Here is a 23,608-nt window from a genome sequence, read left to right on the forward strand (position 1 = left end):
AAAGAGCTAGAATAATTTCTAGCTCTTTATATATATATCACTTTTTTAAAACTTCTAATCCTAGGTCTAGAATATTTGCAAATAATGATAATGTATTAGTATTTGGAATAACATTATTTTTAACATCTAATAATTTTCCAAGTCCATAACCCGTGCATATGCTAACAGTAGGGAAATCAATTTCATCGAGGTCACAAATAATATCACTTTCGTTTAATTTTATTTTAGTTGTTTCATCAATAGGTTCTAGTATGATATAAAGCCTTGTAGAAGGGTTGTATCTTAGGACTTTTAAAGTATCACTTATTAGGATCTCTTTAGGTTTAGTGTTAATATCATACTTTGAAGTAGATGAAGCAATGTTATTTATAACAAAGTAATAAATATTTCTTTTGTAGTTTACCTTATCTTTAAATTCTTGTAATCTATCAAAATTCAACCCTATATCTACTGAGATTTCATCATTTTCTAAATTGTTAAAGCTTTCTTTTATGTAAGTTAATTCTTCTTTTCCATCAAGTTCTCTAGCTAGGATATCCATACAGTTATCATAAATATCTTGAAATGAACTAAATGGTAAGGAACATTTTATATTATCTAAGACAAGGTAGACCTTGAATTTAGCAGATTTATTACTACTTTTAGATGAATAATTAACTTCAACTAATAAGAGTTCATGGAGTAGCTCTGTATCAAGTGTTATTTTTTGAATTCCTTTACTAAATTGTAGAATGTAATTCTCATTAGTAGATAAGCTTTGTGTATGTTGATTTATTATATAAGTACTTTTAAAACCAGCTTCAGTAATTTCACCAACTCTCAATGAACTTTTTATTGAAAGTTTTTTTAAATTTATATATGGTCTATTTGTACATAGGTTGCTTTTAGATATTATTCTCATATTAAACCCCTTTAGTTCTAACAAGATTGTTAGTTTGATTTATAAATTATAACATAATTAGCATTCTGAAAATGAAAAAACTAATTACTGATGGAAATAAAGATTAATTTTAAAAGGCATATATTTTGTGGATATATGCCTTTTGTTTTTTAAGTAGGAATCTCCTCTTGGTGACTAACAGTGTCGTCCAGTGTAATTATGTTATCTTTTTTTATCCATCCTTTATTGTTAATGGTGGTCTGAGAGTTTATAGATACTTCATACCATGAAATATCAAAAATATCAGCGGAATCTTGAATCTCTACGGTCGTACTTTTAACTATATTAGATAGAACAGGTGAAATTTCAATAGGACTTAAATACAAACTACAACTCTCTTTTATAGTTCCACTTTTAAAAAGAGGTAGTTTGTATTTTATTATAATAGGACCCTCAGCACAACGTGAAGTTTCAATTTTTGATTTGAGTTCTCTATTTTGCCTAGAGATAATCTTTAGCTGGGTTTTTTGAGTTGATAATTTTTGGTCCATAATATAATAATAAACACCAAAGCATATCAAAAGAATAGAAAAAAGAAAAATGAGCAATAGTATCTCTCCTTGTAGATTACTTCTTTTAGTAATGATATATTAATATGATAGAGTTTAATCGCAAGTTTGTGCATATGTTAAATAGTTATATTTATCCTTAGTATATTATATTCGATAGAAAACAAAAACATTCACAAAAAACTCATGTATACACATGAGTCTTAAATCGCTGTAGTTAACTCGTTATATCCTATTATATACATATCTGCATAATTAACAATATCCTCCCTTTGTTCTTTGGAGAAATCATCATAGACACCGACTACTCTCATTCCGGCGGATTTAGCGCCTTTAACTGCAGGAAGTATATCTTCAAATACAATGCATTCTTCTGGGATTACGCCTAATTTTTCAGCGGCAAGTAAATATACATCGGGAAAGTCTTTCCCACGAGATACTTCATCAGTTAGAGTTATGCAGTCAAAATAATGGTATATATTATTAGCATGTAGTGCAGCTTCTAACAAAGATTTACTATTACTTGTAGCGAGTCCAATTTTTATATTCAGCGTTTTAAGTAAAGATAAAAACTCAACTACACCGGGCTTTAGTTTTACATTATTAAGATACTCTTCATGGGCATAATCATTCCATTCATTTTTAATTTCGTCGATAGTATCTAATATACCGAAATTATTTTTAAAATATGCTGCAGTCTCATTGAAGCTAAGGTGCTCTATTTGGGTTTTTAGATTTTTAGGTAAATCCATATTTCTGCTTCTAAAATAATTTTCATCTATTCTATCCCAAACCCACATAGAGTCTATTAGGGTTCCGTCTAAATCGAAAATTGCAGCTTTAATATTTTTTAACATTTAATCACCTCTTATATAAGTATAACAGGTCGAATTGTAATTAAATACTAGGATTTAAAATTAAAAGAATCTATAAGTAAGAAAAGAACAAGTACTTCCGATAAAAATACCCATAATAACATCGGTAGGATAATGAACGCCTATGTAAATTCTAGAAATTCCTACACAACAAGCAATGGGTATAGTTATAAACCCAAATATTGGGAAATATAAAGCTATTATTATAGCTAATGAGAATGCACCAGTAGTATGACCTGACGGAAAGGAGTATTTATCTATGCCTATTTTTTTTATGTTCAAGTTTGGAACTGTTATAAAAGGTCTTAATCTAGTAACGCTTACTTTGAGAATCTTACCAATGCCAGTACTAATGGTTATAGAAATCATAGCTTTAATAGCTATGGTGTGAACAATAGTACTATTAAATAGAAAAGCAAGGGTACAGAATATAAACATAAAAGAAAAAGAACCTAAGTAAGTCATAATTGGCATTATAATATCTAAAAACCTACACTTCCAAGAATTATTTATAATTCTAAGCAGGCTAATATCTTTATCGCTTATATATTCAAGTAATGCTTTCATAAAACCCCCCTTTGAATGCAAAAAAATATATTAATTACTGAGTATTATACCATATTATAATTTGCATTTATATTGAAAAATATTATCTAAAATTCTCTGTCGAATATTTTGGTTTTGTTTTTATCTTTAAAATCATCAACAGTATTAATACCAATTCTACTTAGAATTTCGTTCATACAATCACTATCTAAGGAAGTTTTAATTTTTGAACTTTCTGCAAACTTATCCACTCTAAGTTTTCCGCAGTTTGCATCAATCAAAGCTTTAGGTCCGCCAACACAACCACCAACACAACCCATACCTTCTATAAAATTTGCATTAACCTCTACATTTTGAGCTTTTGTAAGCAGTTTTTTACATTCTTTTACACCGTTTCCTTGAATAGCATTTAATAAATGATATTTTTGAGGAAATAATTTTTCCATAACGTCTCCAATTGCTATAGATACTCCTCCTGTCCTAGCGTAAAGCCTGCCGCCTCTGGAAGCATACTCACTGGATACAGCTTGTGGAAGTTTTTCTGGGTTAATGTTTAATATATCAAAAATATCCTTAAGTTCTGAGAATGTAAGAACAAAATCAATATCACCTAAAAGGTCTTTTTCCTTAGCTTCACCCTTTTTTGCAATACAGGGACCTATAAAGACTACTTTGCAGTTAGGGTTTAATTTCTTTAAAATTCTACCGGAGGCAATCATAGGAGATACAGAGGGAGATACATACTTCACTAAATCGTGGTAAATCTTTTTTACCATCCCTACCCACATAGGACAACAGCAAGAGGTGATCATTAAATCTTCTTTTGTTTTAATGTGCTCATCAAATTCTATGGATTCTTTCAATGTAAGCATATCGGCAAAAAAAGCAACTTCAACCATATCTGTAAATCCCATTTTTTTAAAAGCGGTTCTAAGATTATTTATATTAACATTTTCTCCAAATTGACCAGTAATGGCAGGGGCTACAGCTGCTATTATTTTCGAATCTCCTCTTAATAAATTTAAAAGAGGAATAAACTCTACCTTGTCCATTAAGGCACCATTCGGACATGCTTCTACACAAAAACCACAGTCTGTGCATTTATCATTGTCAATATACGTAGTATTACTTTTATTATCTATTAATATGGCATCAAAAGGGCAGGAAGCTTGACATTTTGTCTTTCCAGGCTTATCTGTACAATCCATAGTGCAGCCTTTGATTTTATTTACAATTTTATAATTTGATTCATAAGAAAGGATAGCTTTATTTAAATCATCTATGTAATTATGCGAAAAGTCTACTTTAACTCCGCAAAGTGAGGAAATTACGGAGCTTAACTCAGTTTTATTAATATTATCTTTAGATAGTAATTCCTGTACTTTGTTTTCAAAATTATCTTCATAATAGGATTTTATTAAGTCTTTAAAAATTTCATTATACATTTTATTCAAAATAATCACTCCTAAGTTGTTAATAGATATGTAATGACGTTAGTATAATATCTGCAAAAAATAATAAAAGAATACGCTATTATCTATTTTGTCAAAAATGAGGAGTTTTATACATACTAACGAATAAAAATTTATAATAAAAAAAGAGTTGTCATTAGACAACTCTTTTTGGTCGGGGTGACAGGGATTGAACCTGCGACCTCATGGTCCCAAACCACGCGCGCTCCCAGCTGCGCTACACCCCGAAGACAATTTAATTATACAAAACAAATGCATAAATGTCAACAAAATTAGTGAATGTTTTTGAAAATATAAAACATGAAATATGTAAGTTATAAATTCAACTTGCTGACAACACTAGTTATTATATAAAACAAATGCATAAATGTCAATAGTATTCACATTTATTTTTTTAGTGCATAACTGGGCTTTGCCACAACTTTCTGAAAACGTTATTGCATTTAAAATTTTTATAGATTACAATTGAGTTCAAATTGTAATCTATAAAAATTAATGATCTCACATTAATAGAAGTGCAGAAAAAGAGGTAATTTTTAAGTGATAAGAATGTATATGAGTTAGGGGGAACTAAATGTATAAATATATAATACAAGGATTACTCTTGGGTTTTGCATACGTAGCACCCATAGGTACACAAAACATATTTGTAATAAATACGGCTATACGCAAAAGTAGACTAAGGGCATATCAAGTTGCACTTATTACTATATTTTTTGATATATCACTTGCGCTTTCATGCTTTTTAGGTGTAGGGGCGCTTATGGAAAGGTTTAAACTTTTAAAGATACTTATTCTTTTACTAGGTAGTGTAGCAGTAATCTACATTGGAGTAGGTCTCGTGAGACAAGTACCAAAAGTTGAATCGGGAGAAACTGTTGATGTGAATAAATCATTTATAAAAATAGTATGGACATGTTTTGCAGTAACCTGGCTAAATCCCCAGGCTCTAGTTGATGGTTCCTTATTATTGGGTGGGATGAGAGCTTCACTTCCAGTAAACATGTCAAGCTACTTTATTATAGGGGTATGCTTAGCGTCCTTCATTTGGTTTACTTCGTTAGCAACAATTATTTCGCTATTTAAAGGGAAGTTTAACATTAAAGTTATTAAAATAATAAACTTAGTATGTGGTGTAGTCATAATATTATATGGATTTAAATTAGCATATTCTTTTGTTAAATTAGTTATTTAGTGAATGTGTAAAAGTAGAGAGCGGCGTTTAGGATGATATAAAAATAATATTATCCTAAAAGCTGCTTTATATTTATTTATTTATTTTTACCAGTTTTTTCTTTATCACCGGCGCCTCTAGTAGGTACAGTAGACATAATAAAACCTACTAGGATTGATAATAAGGCAGGAGCTAGTATGTTAATATACACTATATATCGAGTTTTGTATAAAACTAGAGCTATGAGAGATGTTACTAGTGCGCTAGATACAAAGATAATAATTACGAATTTTGCGAAGGAACTCATGAATTTCTCATACAATCGGTGACGAGTTGGCCCACTTATAACACTTCTAAATAGAAAATATGAAGCAAAAATTATTACGACATCTACTATAGCTGAAACTAGAAAATTTTTCATTATATATACCTCCAAAACATTTTTTCATATTTAGTGTTACCAAAGACTAATGTTTTTACGCAGTATAATTATAAATATTGAAATTTTAATATGAGTATTTACATTAGTAGATTATTTTGGTAGTATAAAATTTAGTTGCTTTAAAATGTAAAAAAATGAAAAATACAATGAGGGATATTATGTTGGAAATTGCAGAAATAATTTTTTGAAATATATAGATAGTTTTAGAGTTATTAGATAAAGGTAATATTGTGACCGGAAGAGAATATATAATTGATAAAGAAATTTATGAAATAGCCTAATACTAATATCTTTTATTGGAGGTGCCATATGATTTATGAGAAAAGCAATTTGAAAATAATAGGCGATTTCGCAGTAAAGGAAATACAAAAGGATGAATATAACGTTGATTTAATAATTGAAGTGGAGTATCGATGCGTAAATTTATATTTTGAAAATCTGCCTAAGTACATAAAGTCTAGAATTCAATTTCCGTCTGTTAAGGGTATACTTATTAGATTTTGCAATATAGAAGATAATAATATATGCACAGTGCATTTTTTAAGTGATAGTGGAATCCATTCCACTATGGCAAATTTTGAAATAGATTATAGTGAAATATATATGGAAGTAACAGATAAAGAATTTTTCGTGGAGCTGAAAATTCACAAATAGTATATTAGGGGGGAAGCAATTGAAAGAAATTAAATTTAGTAGAGTAACAAAAAAAATGGCTATGAAGCAAGGTGCATTCAGTATTTTAATGAGCTTTGCATTATTAATAGGAGTCATAGGATCATTTGTTCGTGGAAGAGCGGGAATTGCGGGAATATTTTTAATGGTCACATTTGTATCTATAGGATTTTCAATATCTTTTATTATAAAACTTAGAAAACTAGAAAATTTAAATTATTTAAAATTTGAAAAGGATAGATTTGAACTTAATAGTAACTTTGCATCAAAGGGTAAGATTATTATGTTCAATGATATAAGTAAGGTTGCAATAACAAAAAAATATATCGCAATAAAAGTAGGTAAAAAGCCGTATAATATCCTTCTTCAACATATTGAACCTGAAAGCGTTAAGGTAGTAGAACAACTTTTCATGAGATATAATAGAAAGTAAAAAAGCTCATATCCTTATTATATTATAAGGATATGAGTTTTAATTTTTTTGATTTATGTAGCTCAAATAAGCCTTTCCATAACAATGACTGCTTTACCCCCAACCTTTACTGTTAAGTTTTCTTTGCTTCCTTCTAATCTTACGATTATTTTACTAGGTCTATTCATATAGTAGCCTTGTTCACAGATTATAGTTATATTATCTTCAAATTTAAGCACATCGTTTTTTACTAGATAGGCACCAAGTGCTCCATTAGAAGTCCCTGTGGCAGATTCTTCATTTATGCCAGCAGCGGGACCAAAGTTTCTACAAGATAGAGTGGAGGAGTCTTCTTCAGTTTCAAGCGTAAAGGCATGTACCCCAATAATGTTTAGATTATTACTATATTCAGTTAATCTAGTATAGTTTGGATTTAAGGATTTTAATGCAGACAAACTTTTGACCGGAAGCATAATGTCAGTAAGGCCGGTAGATACAGCTTGAGGAATAAGGCTATATCCGGATATTCCTATATCATGTGCATTGATACCCATGATTTGTGCAAGTTCATATGTATTTGCAACATCAAAAACAAATTTGGGTTTAGCTTGAGTCATCATTACACTATCGATTTTATTATCTTTAAAATAAAGTTCAACTGGTAAAATACCTGCCTTTGTTTTTTGTTTTACAATTTTAACATTATCGGTTCCAGTAATAATACCTTTTGAAGCTAAAGAAAAAAAAGAACCAATTGTAGCATGACCACATAAGTCTACTTCTTGGGTTGGTGTAAAAAATCTTACCTCATAATCTGCGTCTTTATCTTTCATAGGAAAAATAAAGGCAGTTTCCGATAAATTCATTTCTCGCGCAATATTTAACATATGGGTATAATTTAATCCAATAGCGTTAGGCACTACACCGGCTGGATTACCTCCGAAGGGCACATCTGAGAAGGCATCTACTTGGTAAATAACTTTTTTCATAAAGAACACATTCCTTTCTAAGGTTAATTTTAAATATATTTTCAGGGTTATACTCCTAATATAGTAGTTGTAGACAAACATGTAAAAAGGCTTAAGTCCACATCTTAAAGACGTAGACTTAAGCCTTAAGTCTTATAATTTCATAAAAATACTTTGATAAATATAAACAATTATTTTAAGTACATTTCTCCAATTTTAACGATGTCTCCTGCACCCATTGTAAGAAGAATATCTCCTTCTTTTAAATTGTTTTTAAGATGATCAACAATTTCATCAAAGCTATGAAGATTTATGCAATTTACACTTTTCTCTCTTATTCTATCTCCAAGCATATTTGAACTTATTACTCCAGTATCTTTTTCCCTGGCAGCATAAATATCTGCTAGTATTAAGTTATCCATATCATAAAAAGAATCTGAAAAATCTTCAAATAAGCTTAATGTTCTTGAATAAGTATGGGGTTGGAAAACACAATAAATTTTATTATGAGGATAATTTTTTGTGGCACTCAAAGTTGCTTTAATTTCTGTAGGATGGTGGGCATAATCGTCAATAACAGTTACGCCATTTTTAATTCCCTTTAGCTCAAATCGCCTATGTGTACCCTTAAAACTAGAAAGGCCGCACATAATTGAGTTTTCAGAGAAATTAAGGATTAGTGCGGTGCCTATACTTGCAAGAGCATTTAGAACATTATGCTGCCCAGGTACATTAAGGTTTATTTGAAATAGTCTGTGACCCTCTTTGTATACATCAAAGGTGGCACAACCTAATTCATTATAACTAATATCTTTTGCCTTAAGCATTCCGTTATTTATTCCGTAAGTAAGTATGCTACAGTTGTAATTATGGTTATTGAGAATAGTTTTAACATTTTCATCTTCCACATTCGCGACTAAATAGCCTTCTTTTGGTATAATATTAATGAATTTTATGAAGGTATCTTTAATGTGATTTATGTCTTTATAGTAATCTAGGTGATCCGCATCTATGTTTAATATCGCTCCTATATAGGGGAAAAACTTTAAGAATGATGCTTTATACTCACAGGCTTCTGTAATAAAATAGTCGCTATTTCCAGCTAAAACATTACCTCCGATAGCATCTAATTCTCCACCCACGAGTATTGTAGGGTCTACATTCTCTTTTAAAATGATGTGGGCAAGCATTGAAGTTGTAGTAGTCTTACCATGTGTACCAGCTACTGCAACATTATATTTGTGACCTTTCATAATTTGACCTAAAAATTCAGCCCTATCTATTAAAGGAATGTTTAACTCTTTAGCCTTAATGTATTCTGGATTCTCAGGAGAAATAGCAGCAGTGTAAACTACTAAGTCTGCAGTATTTATGTTATCACCATTATGGCCTATATAAATTTGAACACCTTTTTCTTTAAGTTTGCTTGTGATATGTGATGAATTCATATCAGACCCAGAGACCGTATAGTTATTTTTTATGAGTATTTCAGCAAGACCGCTCATACTTATACCGCCGATTCCTATGAAATGAACTTTTTTGTTTTTATCTCTTATAAAATCAAAAGACATTATATCAACTCCTTAAAAATGATTATGACTATTTAGTATATGCAAATTGCATAGTATTGATTATAACAAATAAATGTATATATGTACGTCTTAATTATATACAAAAATACAAAAAAACTAAACACATTATAGAATAATATTTTTTGAAAATGACTTGCATCAAATTATAAAGCTTAAAAGCTGTCAATAAGTTTTTGCACGTAAAGTAACTAAATCTCTTGAAATTAGTTATTAGGCATTGTAATAAAGATAAAAAAGATTTACAATTAAAATACGAATGATAGTAAGAATTTTACAAAGTAAAATTCGTAAAATAAAGATATGGGTGAGATATTATGAATAAATATAGTAGAAATCAAAGAGTTACAGGTATTACTAAAATATTAACAGAAAATCCTAATAAGACAATTAATTTAAAAATGTTTACGGAATTATTTAATGCAGCTAAATCTACAATTAGTGAAGATATTGTTATTGTTCGTGAAACTTTAAGTGAGCTATCTATGGGAAGAGTGGAATCGGTGGCAGGTGCAGCTGGTGGAGTAAAATATATTTGCGGAGTCTCAAGGCAAGAAGGTATAACATTTGCAGAAAAATTATGTGAAATTTTAGCACAGAAGGACAGGGTGATACCAGGAAATTTTATATATATGACTGATATTATGTATAATCCAGAAATAGTGCATAAAGCAGGAGTAATCCTTGCATCTGCTTTTAGTGAGTTAGACATAGACTATGTTGTAACAGTCGAGACTAAAGGGATACCACTTGCGTATGAAGTGGCAAAAATGCTTGGTGTTCAACTAGTTATTGTAAGGCATGATCCGAAGGTTACTGAGGGCAGTACTGTTAGTATCAACTATGTATCTGGATCTAGTAACAGAATTCAAACTATGTCTCTTTCAAGAAAGTCTATAAAAAAACAGAGCAAATGTATTTTTATAGATGACTTTATGAAAGCTGGAGGCACTGCAACAGGTATAATTAATTTGCTTAAAGAATTCGAAAGTGAACTTTTAGGTATTGGAGTTCTCGTTGATAATATTCAAAGCGGTCATAAATTAATAGCAGAATACATATCGATTATTCAGTTTAAAGGAATAAACGAGGAAGGTAACTCTGAGTTAACTCCATCAAAAAACTTTGAAAAAGTGTAATATTCAAAAGATTTAATTTTTATTTGCAATTTAAGAAGGAAAAACCCAAGTTATAGAGAAATAGTATAACTATAACGCAACTTGGAGGTGGAGTGTATGGAAATTACAGACGTTAGAATTAGGAAAATAGCTACAGAGGGGAAAATGAAAGCAATTATATCAATAACTTTTGACAATGAATTTGTTGTTCATGATATTAAAGTGATAGAAGGGCAGAGTGGACTTTTTATTGCTATGCCAAGTAGGAAAACTCCAGATGGGGAATTCAAGGACATAGCACACCCAATAAATACTCAAACAAGAGAGAAGATTCAATCAGCTATATTGGATGAGTATGAAAAAGTAAGAAATGAGAAACCAGTAGAAGAGGTAGAAGAAAATTTAGAAGTTTAAAAAAGGGGGTTACCCCTTTTTATTTTATAAAGAAAATATTAAAAACGGCCAAGGTTGGTTGCAATTAAATGTTATATAAAATATAATATAAGAAGTGTTTTAATTGAAGAAAAGATAAAATAAAATGTGTAAATATGTCGAATTAATATATAAAGAGGTGTTTAATTTGTATAAATGCGCTATAATATTAGCTGCAGGTCAAGGAAAAAGAATGAATTCTAATATGCCTAAGGTTGTACATAAGGTTTGTGGTAAAGAAATGATAAACCATGTTATTGACATTATGAGAAAGGCAGATATTGAAATGGTTGATGTGGTAATTGGAAAAGGAGCCGCGCAGGTTAAAAAAGTATCAGGAGATAGAAAAATTAATTACTCCGTCCAAGAAGATCAGTTAGGCACAGGACATGCAGTAATGTGTGCTAAAGAGTTCCTAAGCGGGAATGAAGGTACGGTAGCAATATTTGTTGGAGATGGTCCACTAATTACTGAATGTACAGTTAGGAGACTATTAGATTACCATGAAAAAGGTGAGTTTAAAGCTACTATATTAACTTCAAGTATGGCTGAGCCTGCAAAGTATGGTAGAATAATTAGGGATGAAAATGGTGAGGTTAAAAAAATTGTTGAGTTTAAAGATTGTACAAAAGAAGAAGTATTAGTTAAAGAAGTAAATTCAGGAATGTATTGCTTTAGCATAAAAGAATTACTTAATAGTTTAGATAGATTAAATAATAATAATGCTCAAGAGGAATACTATTTAACAGATGTTATTAGTATATTAAAGGAGCAAGGGTTTAAGGTTGGAGCTTTTGATGTGCCGGTTGAAGAAATTACTGCAGTTAATTCAAAGGTAGAGCTTGCAGATGCAGAAGCGATTATGAGAAAAAGAATAAATAGAAAACATATGGAAAATGGAGTTACAATAATTGACCCTAATAATACATACATAGATTCAGAAGTTACAATAGGAAAAGATACTACTATATATCCAGGGAATATTTTGCAGGGTAAGACTATTATTAAAGAAGACTGTGTTCTTTACCCTAATAATAGAATTGCTGATAGCATTATAGGAAACGGAGTTTCAGTTCAAAGTTCTGTAGTAATTGAAAGCCAGATAGGCGATCAAACTACTGTTGGACCTTTTGCGTACATTAGACCAGAAAGCAATATAGGTAAACATGCTAGAATAGGAGATTTTGTTGAAATTAAAAAATCAACTATTGGAGATAATACAAAGGTATCTCACCTTACTTATATTGGTGATGCGGAGGTAGGAAGTGGATGTAATTTTGGCTGCGGAACTGTAGTTGTAAATTATGATGGAAAAGCAAAATACAAAACTATAATAGGCAATAATACGTTTATAGGATGCAATACTAACCTAGTAGCACCTGTAAAGGTTAATGATAACGCGTACATTGCGGCTGGTTCTACAATTACAAATGAGGTACCTAAAAATGCTTTGGCAATAGCTAGAGCAAGGCAAAAAAATATTGAAAATTGGGTAGTGAAATCAGGACATAGCAAATAAAATAACAAGCATACAATCAATAAGTAAATTATAAAGGGAGGTGTAAAACTGATTTTTTCAGCATAATGTGTATACAAAAACTACTAAAGGCGCATTGAATGGTATGTAAGGGTTTAATGTAAGAGTATTAACCCTAGTAGTTGAGTCTCGTGATGTTGACGTTCTATTTAGTGTATAGAATGAAAATTTATATAAATTGTATTAAAATATGATTTGTTACGATTTTAGGAATCAGAACTACATATGATAAACCACGGAAAGAATATTAAAATTTTTACGGGCAACTCAAATCCTAAATTAGCCGCAGATATAGCTGACATACTAGGATTACCGATTGGAGCTTCAGAAGTAGGAACTTTTAGTGATGGAGAAATATCTGTTAATATACATGAAACTGTCAGGGGCGCAGATGTATTTGTTGTTCAATCGACTAATGAACCAGTAAATGATAATTTAATGGAATTACTTATTATGATTGATGCATTTAAGAGAGCTTCAGCAGGAAGAATAACTGCGGTTATACCATATTATGGATATGCAAGGCAGGATAGAAAAGCAAAAGCAAGAGATCCAATTACAGCAAAACTCGTGGCAGATATTATAACAACTGCAGGAGCAGATAGAGTACTTACTATGGATTTACACGCAGCTCAAATACAAGGATATTTTAATATTCCTGTTGATAATATGACTGGAACACCTATACTTGCAAAATATTACATCAAGAATGGATTTAAAGATAGGGATGATGTAGTTGTAGTTGCACCAGATCTTGGAAGTGTTGCTAGGTCGAGAAAATTTGCAGATAAGCTACATGCATCAATAGCGATAATTGATAAGAGAAGGCCAAAAGCTAATGTTGCAGAAATTATGAATGTCATAGGTGATATTAAGGGGAAAACTTGTATCATGATGGATGACATGATAGATACTGCGGGAACAATAACTAATGGAGCGAATGCTTTAGTTAAACTCGGAGCAAAAGACGTTTATGCATGTTGTAGTCATGGCGTATTATCAGGGCCTGCTATTCAAAGAATAAATGATTCAGTAATAAAAGAATTAATAATATTAAATACAATTGATATGCCAGAAGGTAAACAATGCGAAAAATTCACTACATTATCTGTAGCACCAATTTTGGCGGAGGCAATAAAGAGAATATATGAGGATGTTTCGGTAAGTAAATTATTCGAGGAAGATTCCAGTTTATAATACATATTTTAAAATAGTGATGCTCTATTATTTTTATAATTGGGCATCGCTATTTTTTTATAATCTGGATTTATATAATAGTGGGATAGTAAGCATACTATATTAACTAAGTAAATATGTAAAATATTTAAATTATTATCGGAAGTGGTGAATAATTTGTAACATTTAAAAAAAACTAATAACTTATCATTAAAGTATGATAAATTATTAATAAGATAAATTAGCATGTTGACTAGTTATTTTTCAAAGATGAATGATAGAAAAAAATAGAGAAAAAAAACAGAGGAAATAATTTGGAGGTACTGATATGGAAGGAACTATAGGGAAAATACTAATAGTTGATGATGATAAAAACATTGCTGAGGTAATTAAAATGTACCTTGAGAATTCAGGATATGCAACAAAAGTAGCATATGATGGCAGGGCTGCACAGGAAGCATTTTTAAGTTATAAACCAGATTTGGTGCTTTTAGACATAATGTTACCTTATATTGATGGAATCGATGTTTTAAAATGGATAAGAAAAGAGAATGAAACACCGGTTATTATGCTAACTGCCAAAGGAGAAACATTTGATAAGGTATTGGGGCTAGAACTTGGAGCGGATGACTATGTAGTTAAGCCATTTGAACCAAAAGAAATAATTGCAAGAGTGAAAGCTGTGCTTAGGCGTTATAACTTAGATAAAGGTGGTAAAGAGGTTTTAAATTTTGAGAATCTAGAAATTGATATTAATTCTTATAATGTTACATATAAAGGTTCAGAGGTAAAAATGCCGCCTAAAGAATTTGAATTAGTACATTATTTAGCTCTTAATAAGAATAGAGTTTTCACAAGGCAACAACTCTTATGTGAAGTTTGGGGATACGATTATCCAGGAGACTCTAGAACAGTGGATGTGCATGTTAAAAGGGTAAGAGAAAAGCTTCAAGGAGGACCAAATTGGCAAATTGAGACTGTTTGGGGAGTGGGATACAAATTTGAGGTGAAATAGATGTTTAAAAGAGGGCTGTTTTTTAAGATGTTAGCCACCTATACAATTATAATTTCAATGAGTTTAATAATTATTGCCTCTTTTTTGTCTTATTGGTTCCAAAATTATTTTTTCGAGCAGAGAAAAGAACAATTCTTGGATAAATCATATATGATACAAGGACTTGCTATGAAATATATGGCTGGGGATGCTACTTCGGAAAAATTAAATGACGTAATGACAATTATTGCTGAGTATATAAAATCCGATATTTGGCTTACGGATAGCTACGGTTGTGTTTATTTGGTGTCTAATAAAGATCATAAGGAGTTTATGGGAAAACAGGTTTTTGCTGAGCAACTAGATCAGCTTAGGCTTGGGCATACGTTTGAGATTACAGGCCCTTATGCTGGAATATTTGATAATACGGTAAGAGTTTACGGTACGCCAATAAGAACTGAGGCGGGCACTTTTAAGGGGTCTATAATATTATGCAACTCAATTGAAGAATTAAGCCAATCTTTAAAACGTGTCTATGAAATAATTTGGATATCTGCAGTTTTTGCAATAATATTTTCTTGTATTGTTATATATTATTTTTCTCAAAAAATAATTATAAAGCCTTTAGCAGAGATTAATTCAGTAGCTAAGAAGATATCTAATGGGGATGTTTATAAGAGGGTCTATTTAAAATCTAATGATGAAATAGGAGAACTCGCTCAATCATTTAATTTTATGGCTGATTCTGTAGAAAAAAACGAGAAAAATAGACGCGAATTCATATCCAATGTATCGCACGAGATTAGATCTCCTATAACATCAATTAAGGGGTTTATTGGTGGGATACTGGATGGGGTAATTCCAGAGGAAAAGGAAAAATACTACTTATCTATTGCATATGAGGAAATTCAAAGACTAACAAGGCTTGTAAATGACTTATTAGATATGTCTGCAATTGAAGCTGGGGAGTTTAGTTTGAAAATTATGGAAGTGGATATTAATGAGATCATTAGACTTACAGTTATAAAAAATGAAACAAAGATTAAAGAGAAAAGGGTCTCTGTAGATGTATGCTTTGATGAAGATAATTTATTTGTAGCAGGAGACAAAGATAGATTAGTACAAGTGATTACAAATTTATTGGACAATGCAATAAAATATGTAAGCGATGGTGGGGAAATAAAGATTAGCTCAAAATCTAAAGGAAGAAATGCCTTAATATCTGTGTTTAATGCTGGTCCGCAAATAGCTGAGGAAGATTTATTGCATATTTGGGATAGATTTTATAAAGCGGATAAATCAAGAACAGCAAAAGATAGTACTGGACTTGGATTAGCCATAGTTAGAAATATAATAACTCAATTACAGGGTGATATATGGGTTGAAAATAAGGACAATGGTGTTTATTTTACTTTTACATTAACGAAAGTGAATAATTTATAGTGAAATAAAATTTTTATAATATAGATATGACCAGTAGGGAGGGGATGATGCTATGGATAATAAGGATGACTATGAATCTTGTAATGAAGTAAGAGATGCTCTGTGGAAGAATGCAGATTTTGGAAAGGACATCTTTAGCGAAATTAAATTTAGAAAAAACAACAAGAAAAATTATTTCAAGACATTTTTAAAAGTAATTAGTTTTATGCTGATAGCAGCCCTATCTGGGGGGATTACAGCCCAGTATATAATTAATAAGGGGAAAGTGCCAAAAGTGACTAGTAGCAATTTAAATTCAGGTGTAAGAGAAAACGATAATATTCAAGAGGCAGATGATAATCCTATTTCACAAGTTGCACAAAAGGTAGCACCATCAGTAGTTGGCATTAGTAGTAAAGCAGAAGAAGTGTGGGATACACCAGAAGGTAATGGTTCAGGGATTATATTTAAAAGTGATGGATATATTATTACTAATTATCATGTAATTAAAGGTGCGACAAAAATAAAAGTGAAACTGAGCAATGATAATATTTTGAAAGCAACAGTTGTAGGCACGGATGTTATATCTGATTTGGCGGTTATAAAAGTTGAAGCTAGTAACTTGCCTATTGCAAAATTTGGAGATTCAGCGAAGGTTAAAATTGGTGATATAGCTATTGCAATTGGTAATCCATTAGGAAAACAGTTTTTAGGAACGGTTACTGCGGGTATTATAAGCGCATTGGATAAAAGAATTAATATTGTTGATAAAAAAACAGGTAAACAAACTATCTATAAAGTAATACAAACTGATGCAGATATAAATCCAGGGAATAGTGGTGGAGCGTTATGCAATATCTATGGAGAAGTTATTGGTATAAATAGTTTGAAAATTGATTCAACCAGTGAAACTTACGGAACGGGGTTTGCTATTAATATAAATGAAGCTAAAGAAGTTATTAATGATTTGATGACTCATGGTAAAGTTATTAGACGGCTAAAATAGCTTAATTAAGGTTAATAATATAATCTTAGCAGTTGTATAAGTTAGGCATAGCATACTATTAGTTATTTTTAAAGAAAAACCATAATAAAAGAATGAATTATATGGTAATTTTTATGTAAAGTTGTGGCTTAAAATACTTTTTTAGTATAATATTATAAATAAGGCATATGAAAAAAATAATTATGTGGTAGACATAAGGCTTAAACATAATAATATTTGGGGGTAATAATGTATTTGGTAGTTGGACTAGGAAATCCAGGAGATGAATATAGGTATACAAGACATAATGTAGGATTTGATGTAATAAATTTAATGGCAGAGAAGTATAATACTTCGATTAATAGGGTAAAATTTAAAGGAGTATGTGGAGAAATAATCATATCGGGGGAAAAAGTTATTCTTTTAAAACCTAGTACATATATGAATTTAAGTGGAGAAAGTGTGCGCGAAGCAGCTTCTTTTTATAAGATTCCAAATGAAAATATCATCATAATGTATGATGATATTAGTTTGGATGCAGGTAAATTAAGAATACGGAGTAAGGGTAGTGCTGGTGGACATAATGGGATAAAAAGCATTATAGCTAACATGTCGTCCGACATATTTCTAAGAATAAAAATAGGAGTAGGACAACCGGAAAAGTCGCTAATACCTCATGTTTTAGGGCGATTTTCTAAAGAAGACCGGGTGCTTGTAGAAAAGACTTTTGAGGCTAGTATAAAAGCTGTTCAAACGATAATAGCAAAAGGATATACGGAGGCTATGAATCAATTTAATGGATTTAATGCTTAAATAAAATTATTATTGGGAAATCATCTATATTTATGGAGTGAGTGAGAGGTGTTAACGTGAGACTGAGTGGGCTTATGGAGCCTTTGAAAGAGAGTAATCAATTTAAAAGTATAATAAGTGATATAGAAGAGAAAATATATCCAATTGGTGTATATGGACTTTCGGAATCAGCTAAGAACTATTTAGTGAATGGTGTGTACGAGCAATTAGATAAATCTATATTGATTTTAACGCATAGTGATGTAGAGGCTAAAAATATTTACGAAGACTTATCTTTTTATGTAAATGATGTGTACTATTTTCCGACCAGAGAAATGGGATTTTATAATGCTGATGCTGTATCTGGCGACTTGAGATGGGAAAGACTTAAAGTAATGAAAAAAATTACTGAAAGCGGTAAAAAAATAATAATTACGTGTATTGAGGCTTTGGCAGCGACTTATATGCCTATAGATTTGCTCCAAAAATATATTTTCAAATTAGCGGTAGGGGGCACTTTAAATTTAAATGTTTTTTCAGAAAAATTAATTGAATGTGGGTATGAAAGGGTAGAAAGAGTAGACAATAAAGGTCAATTTTCAATAAGGGGAGGAATTATAGATTTATATCCCCCTATTTCTGCGTTACCTTTTAGGATAGAACTATATGACGACGAAATAGATTCTATAAGGACATTCAATAGTGAAACTCAGAGGAGTATTGATAAGGTAGCCGAAATAGATATATTTCCAGCAAAGGAAATGATATTAACCCAGGAAATTAGGGAAAAAGGATATAACAAAATAAAGGAAGACCTAATCAATGTGGTAGGTAGTCTTAACAAGAAAAAAGATAAAGAAATTATAAAAAAAATAACTTCATTAGTTGATATTAATTTGGAATCACTTAAAGAAACGTGGAGTTTTAAAGATGTTGATAGCTATATGCCTTACTTTTATGATAATGCATCTTCTTTTTTAGATTATATGAAGGGATCATTTATAGTAGTTGATGATTCACAAAGGTGCCTAGGTAAACTAGATAGCGTGTATTTCGAATTTGAAGAAAATTACGAGAATTTTTTAAGGCGAGGAAGTATACTACCTAAACAAGCAGAAATTTTAATTGATAAGCAATATATATATGAAGAGTTAGAGAACGCAGAAGTTATTACAATAAACGCTATTGCTAAAAGCACAACAGTGCTTAAGCCAAGGGACATAGTATCTTTTTCTCAAATTACTAATTATGATTACCATGGCCAATTAGACATGCTTATTGAGGATATAAATGACAAAAAGAGTAAAGGATACAAGATCGTAATTCTTTCTGGTACAAGAACTAGAGGGGAGAAGTTATTAGATATACTTAGGGATAGAGGCATTGAAAGTGTCTATAAAGACAGTATTTCTCGAATTGAGTTTGGAGAAGTGGTTGTAACCTTTGGTAATCAATTAAAGGGCTTTGAGTATCCGCAGCTGAAGTTATGTGTTATTTCCGATAAAGAGGTTTTCGGTGGATCAAAAAGAAAAGCTGCTAGTCGTTCTAGTAAAAAGGGAGCAAGTAAACTTAAAAGCTTTACAGAACTTAAATTGGGAGACTATGTTGTTCACGTAAATCATGGAATAGGTGTATACAAAGGAATTAAGCAATTGGAAGTTCACGGGCATAAAAAGGATTATTTGCAACTGAGTTATAATGGTTGTGATAACCTCTATGTTCCAGTAGAACAATTAGATTTGGTACAAAAATATATCGGTAGTGAAGGCAAAGCTCCAAAGATTAGCAAATTAGGTGGGCTAGAATGGGCTAAGGCTAAGAATAAAGTTAAAAACTCTATTGCAGATATTGCAGAGGATCTGGTAAAACTTTATGCAGCAAGGGCTACACTTAAGGGCCACCGATATAGCAAGGATACTGTATGGCAAAAACAGTTTGAAGAAGAATTCCCATTTGAAGAAACTCCAGATCAAATAATAGCAATTGAAGAAATCAAAAAAGATATGGAATCGGATAAACCAATGGATAGATTGGTATGTGGTGACGTTGGGTATGGAAAAACAGAAGTAGCCATTAGAGCGGCATTTAAAGCGGTTATGGATGGAAAGCAAGTAGCATTCTTAGTACCAACTACAATACTCGCTGAGCAACATTATAAAAATCTTACCAAAAGATTTTCAGACTTTCCAGTAAAGGTTGAAATGGTAAGTAGATTTAGGACACCTGCTGAGCAAAAAGTTGTCATTAAGGCGACAAAAGAAGGAAACGTAGATATATTAATAGGAACGCACAGAATAATTCAACAAGATGTAAAATTTAAAGACCTAGGGGTATTGATTATAGATGAGGAACAACGATTTGGTGTTACTCATAAGGAAAAAATAAAAAAATTAAGAAAAAATATAGACGTGATTACTCTAACAGCTACTCCAATTCCAAGAACATTGCATATGTCGCTTACTGGAGTGCGCGACATAAGTGTAATTGAAACGCCACCAGAGGAGCGGTATCCAATACAAACCTATGTGGTAGAATTTAACGATCAATTAATAAGGGATGCGATGTTGCGAGAACTAAATAGAAAGGGGCAAGTTTTCTTTGTGTACAATAGAGTAGAAACTATCAAAGAAATGGCCGCATTTATAGGAAAGCTAGTTCCTGAAGCTAGAGTGTGCATTGCGCATGGGCAAATGACAGAAAGAGAATTGGAATCTATTATGATAGATTTTATGGAGAACAAGTATGATATATTGATGTGTACAACTATTATTGAGACGGGAATAGATATTCAAAATACAAATACAATTATAATTTACGATGCAGACAAGATGGGACTTTCTCAGCTTTACCAATTAAGAGGTAGAGTTGGTCGATCAAATAGAATAGCTTATGCATATCTTACTTATAAAAAAGATAAGGTGTTAACAGAGGTTGCTGAAAAAAGACTTAAAGCAATTAAGGATTTTACGGAGCTAGGGTCAGGTTTTAAAATCGCAATGAGAGATCTCGAAATTCGGGGTGCTGGAAATATGATGGGCGGTGCTCAACATGGTCATATGGCTGCGGTAGGCTATGATCTATACTGTAGGATGCTCGAAGAGACAGTGAAAAAAATAAGAGGTGATATAGAAATGGAGCCTATTGAAACTTCTGTTGAAATTAAAATAGATGCGTATATTCCTAGTACTTATATTCAAGATGAGTCGCAGAAAATTGAAATTTACAAGAAAATAGCGGCTATTAATTGTAACGAGGATATGGTAGATATACAAGAGGAAATAGAAGATAGGTTTTCAGACATACCATCGAGTGTTGTAAGTCTTATGAATATCGCTTATCTTAGGTGTATATCAAGCAAGGTGGGGATAATAGAAATCAAAGAGATAAAGGAGGAGATAATATTACAATTTGATAGTAGCGAAAGAATAAATCAAAAATTAGTTAAAGCCTTGATTAGTAAATATAATAGAAGTATTGTATTTAAATTAGGGAATAAGCCTGCCTTTGCATACAAACTTAAAAATTTAAACAAAGAAGAGATGGTTGAAGACCTCATAGAGATTGTAGATCATATAAAAAGTATAGTTGAAATAAAGTAAATTTGTGTTAAAATTAATGGGTATCGTAACAGAACTTTACACGGCGATATTACATATAGAATGGGGGAAATAAAATGAAAAACGTAAAAAAAATAATTGGCGCGGCTTTAATAACTATATTAGCTACATCATTAAGTGGTTGTAATATGATTGAAAAAACACCTAAGGGCATTGCTAAAAGTGTAGTTGCGAAGGCCTTCGATGCTAAAATTACTAGAGGACAGGTTGACGAACAATTAGTGGGTGTTATTAAACAATTTGAAACGCAGTATGGAGCAAATTATAAAGCTAATGCTGAGGCTATGGCAGAATTAACAAAGCAAAAACAGCAAGTAGTAGAAGGTATGATTACTGAAAAAATTGTGAATTATAAGGCGGAAGAGTTAAAATTAATGCCGACTGAAGCTAAACTAAATGAAGAAACAAATAAGCAATTAGCAGAAATTAAGAAAAGTTTAGGAACAGATGCTAAATATAAAGAGGCTTTAGCACAAACAAGCCTTACAGAAGAATCTCTAAAAGCAAGAATAAAGCCAAGTATTATTCAAGATGCGCTATTTACTGAAGTTACAAAAAATGTTAAAGTTACGGAGGCGCAAGAAAAAGCATATTACGATGCTAATCCAAACCAGTTTACAGAAAAACCGAATACAATTCATGCAGCTCATATTTTAGTAGCAACAGAACCGGAAGCGATAGCCATTAAGAAACGTTTAGACGCTGGTGAAGATTTTGCGAAAGTCGCAAAAGAAAAAGGTACAGATGGAACTAAGGACAATGGTGGAGATTTAGGAGATGTAGAGTATAATGATGCTCAAATGGATAAAACTTTTATGGCAGCAGCTATTGCTTTGCCAAAAGGTAAAATCTCAGCACCTGTTAAAACTCAATATGGATGGCATATAATAAAGACTATAGAAAAAAAAGAATACCCTGTAAAGAAATTTACAGCTGTTAAGGCAGAAGTAGAAAAAACGCTTATAACACAGGGAAAAGAAAGTGCATGGACAGCGGCTATGACAAAATGGAAAGAAGAAGCGAATATAAAGCAATATCCGAAAAATCTATAGAATTTTAACGACATTTAAGAAGGAAGGTCTCCCACTTCTATAAGTGGGAGTATAAATCTATTTCTGAAGTCGTTAATATTGCAGCTCCGCAGGAGATGATTTAATGTATAAAGAATACCTTTAATATGGAGGTATTCTTTATTTTTATTTAAACATTTGCAAATGTGCATAAAAATTCAAGTTTAGAAAGATAATAATAAAGCTAGTATATTATATAAAACTTTATATAAGGAGGGAATTATTTAAATGAAAGCAACCGGAATAGTAAGACGTATAGATGATTTGGGAAGGGTTGTTATACCTAAAGAAATAAGAAGAACACTGAGAATACGAGAAGGAGACCCGCTGGAAATATTTACCGATAGAGAAGGTGGAGTTATTTTAAAGAAATATTCACCTATAGGTGAATTAAGTGAATTTTCTAGAGAATACGCTGATTCATTACAGCAAAATATAGGAAACATAATAATCATATGCGATAAAGACAGCATAATATCTGTAAGCGGTTGTCCTAAAAAAGAGTATGTAGAGAAAAAAATTAGTAATGAATTAGAAAAAGTAATGGAAAATAGAAAAGCTGCTGTATTAGGTGAAGGTTCAGAAAAAGTTATAGCACTGTACGATGATGAAATGGAAAATAAGTACCATGCTCAAGTAATTGCGCCTATAATAGCAGAAGGCGATGCAATTGGAGCAGTAATAATAATATCTACAGAACCAGAAACTAAATTTGGAAATTTAGAATTAAAGCTAGCTGAAACTGCAGCCTCTTTTCTAGGAAAACAAATGGAACAATAAACCTAAAAGTATATATTACTCAGCGAAGTGAAACATATTTGCAGTAATATATACTTTTGTTTTTTGAGGTATTAGTAATAATAAGC

At 31.3% G+C, this 23,608-nt stretch carries 22 protein-coding genes and 1 tRNA gene; 14 read left to right on the forward strand and 9 right to left on the reverse strand.

Annotated elements, in window-relative coordinates:
• Nucleotides 1-37: 37 nt before the first annotated feature.
• The 6 genes from ACWJJT_RS12110 to ACWJJT_RS12135 form a co-directional block, all read right to left on the reverse strand.
• On the reverse strand, nt 38-901 hold the full coding sequence (locus ACWJJT_RS12110) for a hypothetical protein (RefSeq protein WP_462954876.1): 864 nt from the start codon (nt 899-901) through the stop codon (nt 38-40).
• A gap of 149 nt (nt 902-1,050) precedes the next feature.
• A complete protein-coding gene (locus tag ACWJJT_RS12115) occupies nt 1,051-1,431 on the reverse strand; it encodes a hypothetical protein (protein ID WP_462954877.1) in 381 nt (126 codons plus the stop codon).
• Nucleotides 1,432-1,652: 221 nt separating this feature from the next.
• A complete protein-coding gene (locus tag ACWJJT_RS12120) occupies nt 1,653-2,306 on the reverse strand; it encodes an HAD family hydrolase (protein WP_462954878.1) in 654 nt (217 codons plus the stop codon).
• Between the two features lie 60 nt (nt 2,307-2,366).
• The gene (locus ACWJJT_RS12125; RefSeq protein ID WP_462954879.1) at nt 2,367-2,891 is read right to left on the reverse strand and encodes a phosphatase PAP2 family protein; all 525 of its coding nucleotides are present in this window, start codon (nt 2,889-2,891) and stop codon (nt 2,367-2,369) included.
• 86 nt (nt 2,892-2,977) lie between these two features.
• Nucleotides 2,978-4,324 carry a [Fe-Fe] hydrogenase large subunit C-terminal domain-containing protein gene (locus ACWJJT_RS12130; protein WP_462954880.1) on the reverse strand — a complete coding sequence of 449 codons (1,347 nt, stop codon included), beginning with the start codon at nt 4,322-4,324 and terminating at the stop codon, nt 2,978-2,980.
• Between the two features lie 169 nt (nt 4,325-4,493).
• Nucleotides 4,494-4,569: transfer RNA gene (locus ACWJJT_RS12135), tRNA-Pro, on the reverse strand.
• Between the two features lie 347 nt (nt 4,570-4,916).
• Here ACWJJT_RS12135 and ACWJJT_RS12140 point away from each other — a divergent pair.
• Nucleotides 4,917-5,537: a LysE/ArgO family amino acid transporter gene (locus ACWJJT_RS12140; RefSeq protein ID WP_462954881.1), complete on the forward strand. Its 621-nt coding sequence runs from the start codon at nt 4,917-4,919 to the stop codon at nt 5,535-5,537.
• A gap of 76 nt (nt 5,538-5,613) precedes the next feature.
• On the opposite strand, the gene ACWJJT_RS12145 is transcribed toward ACWJJT_RS12140, so the two are convergent.
• Nucleotides 5,614-5,937, reverse strand: coding sequence for a hypothetical protein (locus tag ACWJJT_RS12145; RefSeq protein WP_462954882.1), 324 nt, complete (start codon nt 5,935-5,937; stop codon nt 5,614-5,616).
• Between the two features lie 330 nt (nt 5,938-6,267).
• Here ACWJJT_RS12145 and ACWJJT_RS12150 point away from each other — a divergent pair, with 330 nt between their 5' ends.
• Nucleotides 6,268-6,612, forward strand: coding sequence for a hypothetical protein (locus tag ACWJJT_RS12150; protein ID WP_462954883.1), 345 nt, complete (start codon nt 6,268-6,270; stop codon nt 6,610-6,612).
• Between the two features lie 19 nt (nt 6,613-6,631).
• Nucleotides 6,632-7,063, forward strand: coding sequence for a hypothetical protein (locus ACWJJT_RS12155; RefSeq protein WP_462954884.1), 432 nt, complete (start codon nt 6,632-6,634; stop codon nt 7,061-7,063).
• Between the two features lie 62 nt (nt 7,064-7,125).
• Here ACWJJT_RS12155 and ACWJJT_RS12160 read toward each other — a convergent pair whose 3' ends face one another.
• Nucleotides 7,126-8,031, reverse strand: a complete 906-nt coding sequence (locus ACWJJT_RS12160; RefSeq protein ID WP_462954885.1) for a PhzF family phenazine biosynthesis protein — start codon at nt 8,029-8,031, stop codon at nt 7,126-7,128.
• Nucleotides 8,032-8,201: 170 nt separating this feature from the next.
• Entirely contained in the window at nt 8,202-9,581 is a 1,380-nt protein-coding gene (gene murC / locus ACWJJT_RS12165) for a UDP-N-acetylmuramate--L-alanine ligase (RefSeq protein ID WP_462954886.1), read from the reverse strand.
• 335 nt (nt 9,582-9,916) lie between these two features.
• Between murC and purR the strand changes: the two genes are divergently transcribed.
• From purR to spoVT, 11 genes are all read left to right on the forward strand, one after another.
• Nucleotides 9,917-10,738: a pur operon repressor gene (gene purR / locus ACWJJT_RS12170; RefSeq protein ID WP_462954887.1), complete on the forward strand. Its 822-nt coding sequence runs from the start codon at nt 9,917-9,919 to the stop codon at nt 10,736-10,738.
• A 96-nt stretch (nt 10,739-10,834) separates the two neighbouring features.
• Entirely contained in the window at nt 10,835-11,131 is a 297-nt protein-coding gene (gene spoVG / locus ACWJJT_RS12175) for a septation regulator SpoVG (RefSeq protein WP_462954888.1), read from the forward strand.
• Between the two features lie 166 nt (nt 11,132-11,297).
• Nucleotides 11,298-12,668: a bifunctional UDP-N-acetylglucosamine diphosphorylase/glucosamine-1-phosphate N-acetyltransferase GlmU gene (gene glmU / locus ACWJJT_RS12180; RefSeq protein ID WP_462954889.1), complete on the forward strand. Its 1,371-nt coding sequence runs from the start codon at nt 11,298-11,300 to the stop codon at nt 12,666-12,668.
• A 243-nt stretch (nt 12,669-12,911) separates the two neighbouring features.
• The gene (locus tag ACWJJT_RS12185) at nt 12,912-13,883 is read left to right on the forward strand and encodes a ribose-phosphate diphosphokinase (RefSeq protein ID WP_462954890.1); all 972 of its coding nucleotides are present in this window, start codon (nt 12,912-12,914) and stop codon (nt 13,881-13,883) included.
• A gap of 307 nt (nt 13,884-14,190) precedes the next feature.
• Nucleotides 14,191-14,877 carry a response regulator gene (locus ACWJJT_RS12190; RefSeq protein ID WP_462954891.1) on the forward strand — a complete coding sequence of 229 codons (687 nt, stop codon included), beginning with the start codon at nt 14,191-14,193 and terminating at the stop codon, nt 14,875-14,877.
• The gene (locus ACWJJT_RS12195; RefSeq protein ID WP_462954892.1) at nt 14,878-16,299 is read left to right on the forward strand and encodes a HAMP domain-containing sensor histidine kinase; all 1,422 of its coding nucleotides are present in this window, start codon (nt 14,878-14,880) and stop codon (nt 16,297-16,299) included.
• A gap of 52 nt (nt 16,300-16,351) precedes the next feature.
• Nucleotides 16,352-17,284, forward strand: coding sequence for a S1C family serine protease (locus tag ACWJJT_RS12200; protein WP_462954893.1), 933 nt, complete (start codon nt 16,352-16,354; stop codon nt 17,282-17,284).
• Nucleotides 17,285-17,512: 228 nt separating this feature from the next.
• Complete coding sequence (gene pth / locus ACWJJT_RS12205) at nt 17,513-18,076, forward strand: aminoacyl-tRNA hydrolase (RefSeq protein ID WP_462954894.1); 564 nt, start codon at nt 17,513-17,515, stop codon at nt 18,074-18,076.
• A 56-nt stretch (nt 18,077-18,132) separates the two neighbouring features.
• Complete coding sequence (gene mfd / locus ACWJJT_RS12210) at nt 18,133-21,654, forward strand: transcription-repair coupling factor (protein ID WP_462954895.1); 3,522 nt, start codon at nt 18,133-18,135, stop codon at nt 21,652-21,654.
• 74 nt (nt 21,655-21,728) lie between these two features.
• The gene (locus ACWJJT_RS12215) at nt 21,729-22,724 is read left to right on the forward strand and encodes a peptidylprolyl isomerase (RefSeq protein ID WP_462954896.1); all 996 of its coding nucleotides are present in this window, start codon (nt 21,729-21,731) and stop codon (nt 22,722-22,724) included.
• Between the two features lie 246 nt (nt 22,725-22,970).
• The gene (spoVT, locus tag ACWJJT_RS12220; protein ID WP_462954897.1) at nt 22,971-23,522 is read left to right on the forward strand and encodes a stage V sporulation protein T; all 552 of its coding nucleotides are present in this window, start codon (nt 22,971-22,973) and stop codon (nt 23,520-23,522) included.
• Nucleotides 23,523-23,608: the final 86 nt, after the last annotated feature.

This window comes from Clostridium sp. CM041 (assembly GCF_055081035.1).

Excerpts from the sequence above, each read along its gene's own strand:
- ACWJJT_RS12110 (WP_462954876.1), bottom strand. The coding sequence starts at position 901 with ATGAGAATAATATCTAAAAGCAACCTATGTACAAATAGACCATATATA.
- ACWJJT_RS12115 (WP_462954877.1), bottom strand. The coding sequence starts at position 1,431 with ATGGACCAAAAATTATCAACTCAAAAAACCCAGCTAAAGATTATCTCT.
- ACWJJT_RS12120 (WP_462954878.1), bottom strand. The coding sequence starts at position 2,306 with ATGTTAAAAAATATTAAAGCTGCAATTTTCGATTTAGACGGAACCCTA.
- ACWJJT_RS12125 (WP_462954879.1), bottom strand. The coding sequence starts at position 2,891 with ATGAAAGCATTACTTGAATATATAAGCGATAAAGATATTAGCCTGCTT.
- ACWJJT_RS12140 (WP_462954881.1), top strand. The coding sequence starts at position 4,917 with ATGTATAAATATATAATACAAGGATTACTCTTGGGTTTTGCATACGTA.
- ACWJJT_RS12145 (WP_462954882.1), bottom strand. The coding sequence starts at position 5,937 with ATGAAAAATTTTCTAGTTTCAGCTATAGTAGATGTCGTAATAATTTTT.
- ACWJJT_RS12150 (WP_462954883.1), top strand. The coding sequence starts at position 6,268 with ATGATTTATGAGAAAAGCAATTTGAAAATAATAGGCGATTTCGCAGTA.
- ACWJJT_RS12160 (WP_462954885.1), bottom strand. The coding sequence starts at position 8,031 with ATGAAAAAAGTTATTTACCAAGTAGATGCCTTCTCAGATGTGCCCTTC.
- murC (WP_462954886.1), bottom strand. The coding sequence starts at position 9,581 with ATGTCTTTTGATTTTATAAGAGATAAAAACAAAAAAGTTCATTTCATA.
- purR (WP_462954887.1), top strand. The coding sequence starts at position 9,917 with ATGAATAAATATAGTAGAAATCAAAGAGTTACAGGTATTACTAAAATA.
- spoVG (WP_462954888.1), top strand. The coding sequence starts at position 10,835 with ATGGAAATTACAGACGTTAGAATTAGGAAAATAGCTACAGAGGGGAAA.
- ACWJJT_RS12185 (WP_462954890.1), top strand. The coding sequence starts at position 12,912 with ATGATAAACCACGGAAAGAATATTAAAATTTTTACGGGCAACTCAAAT.
- ACWJJT_RS12190 (WP_462954891.1), top strand. The coding sequence starts at position 14,191 with ATGGAAGGAACTATAGGGAAAATACTAATAGTTGATGATGATAAAAAC.
- ACWJJT_RS12195 (WP_462954892.1), top strand. The coding sequence starts at position 14,878 with ATGTTTAAAAGAGGGCTGTTTTTTAAGATGTTAGCCACCTATACAATT.
- ACWJJT_RS12200 (WP_462954893.1), top strand. The coding sequence starts at position 16,352 with ATGGATAATAAGGATGACTATGAATCTTGTAATGAAGTAAGAGATGCT.
- pth (WP_462954894.1), top strand. The coding sequence starts at position 17,513 with ATGTATTTGGTAGTTGGACTAGGAAATCCAGGAGATGAATATAGGTAT.
- ACWJJT_RS12215 (WP_462954896.1), top strand. The coding sequence starts at position 21,729 with ATGAAAAACGTAAAAAAAATAATTGGCGCGGCTTTAATAACTATATTA.
- spoVT (WP_462954897.1), top strand. The coding sequence starts at position 22,971 with ATGAAAGCAACCGGAATAGTAAGACGTATAGATGATTTGGGAAGGGTT.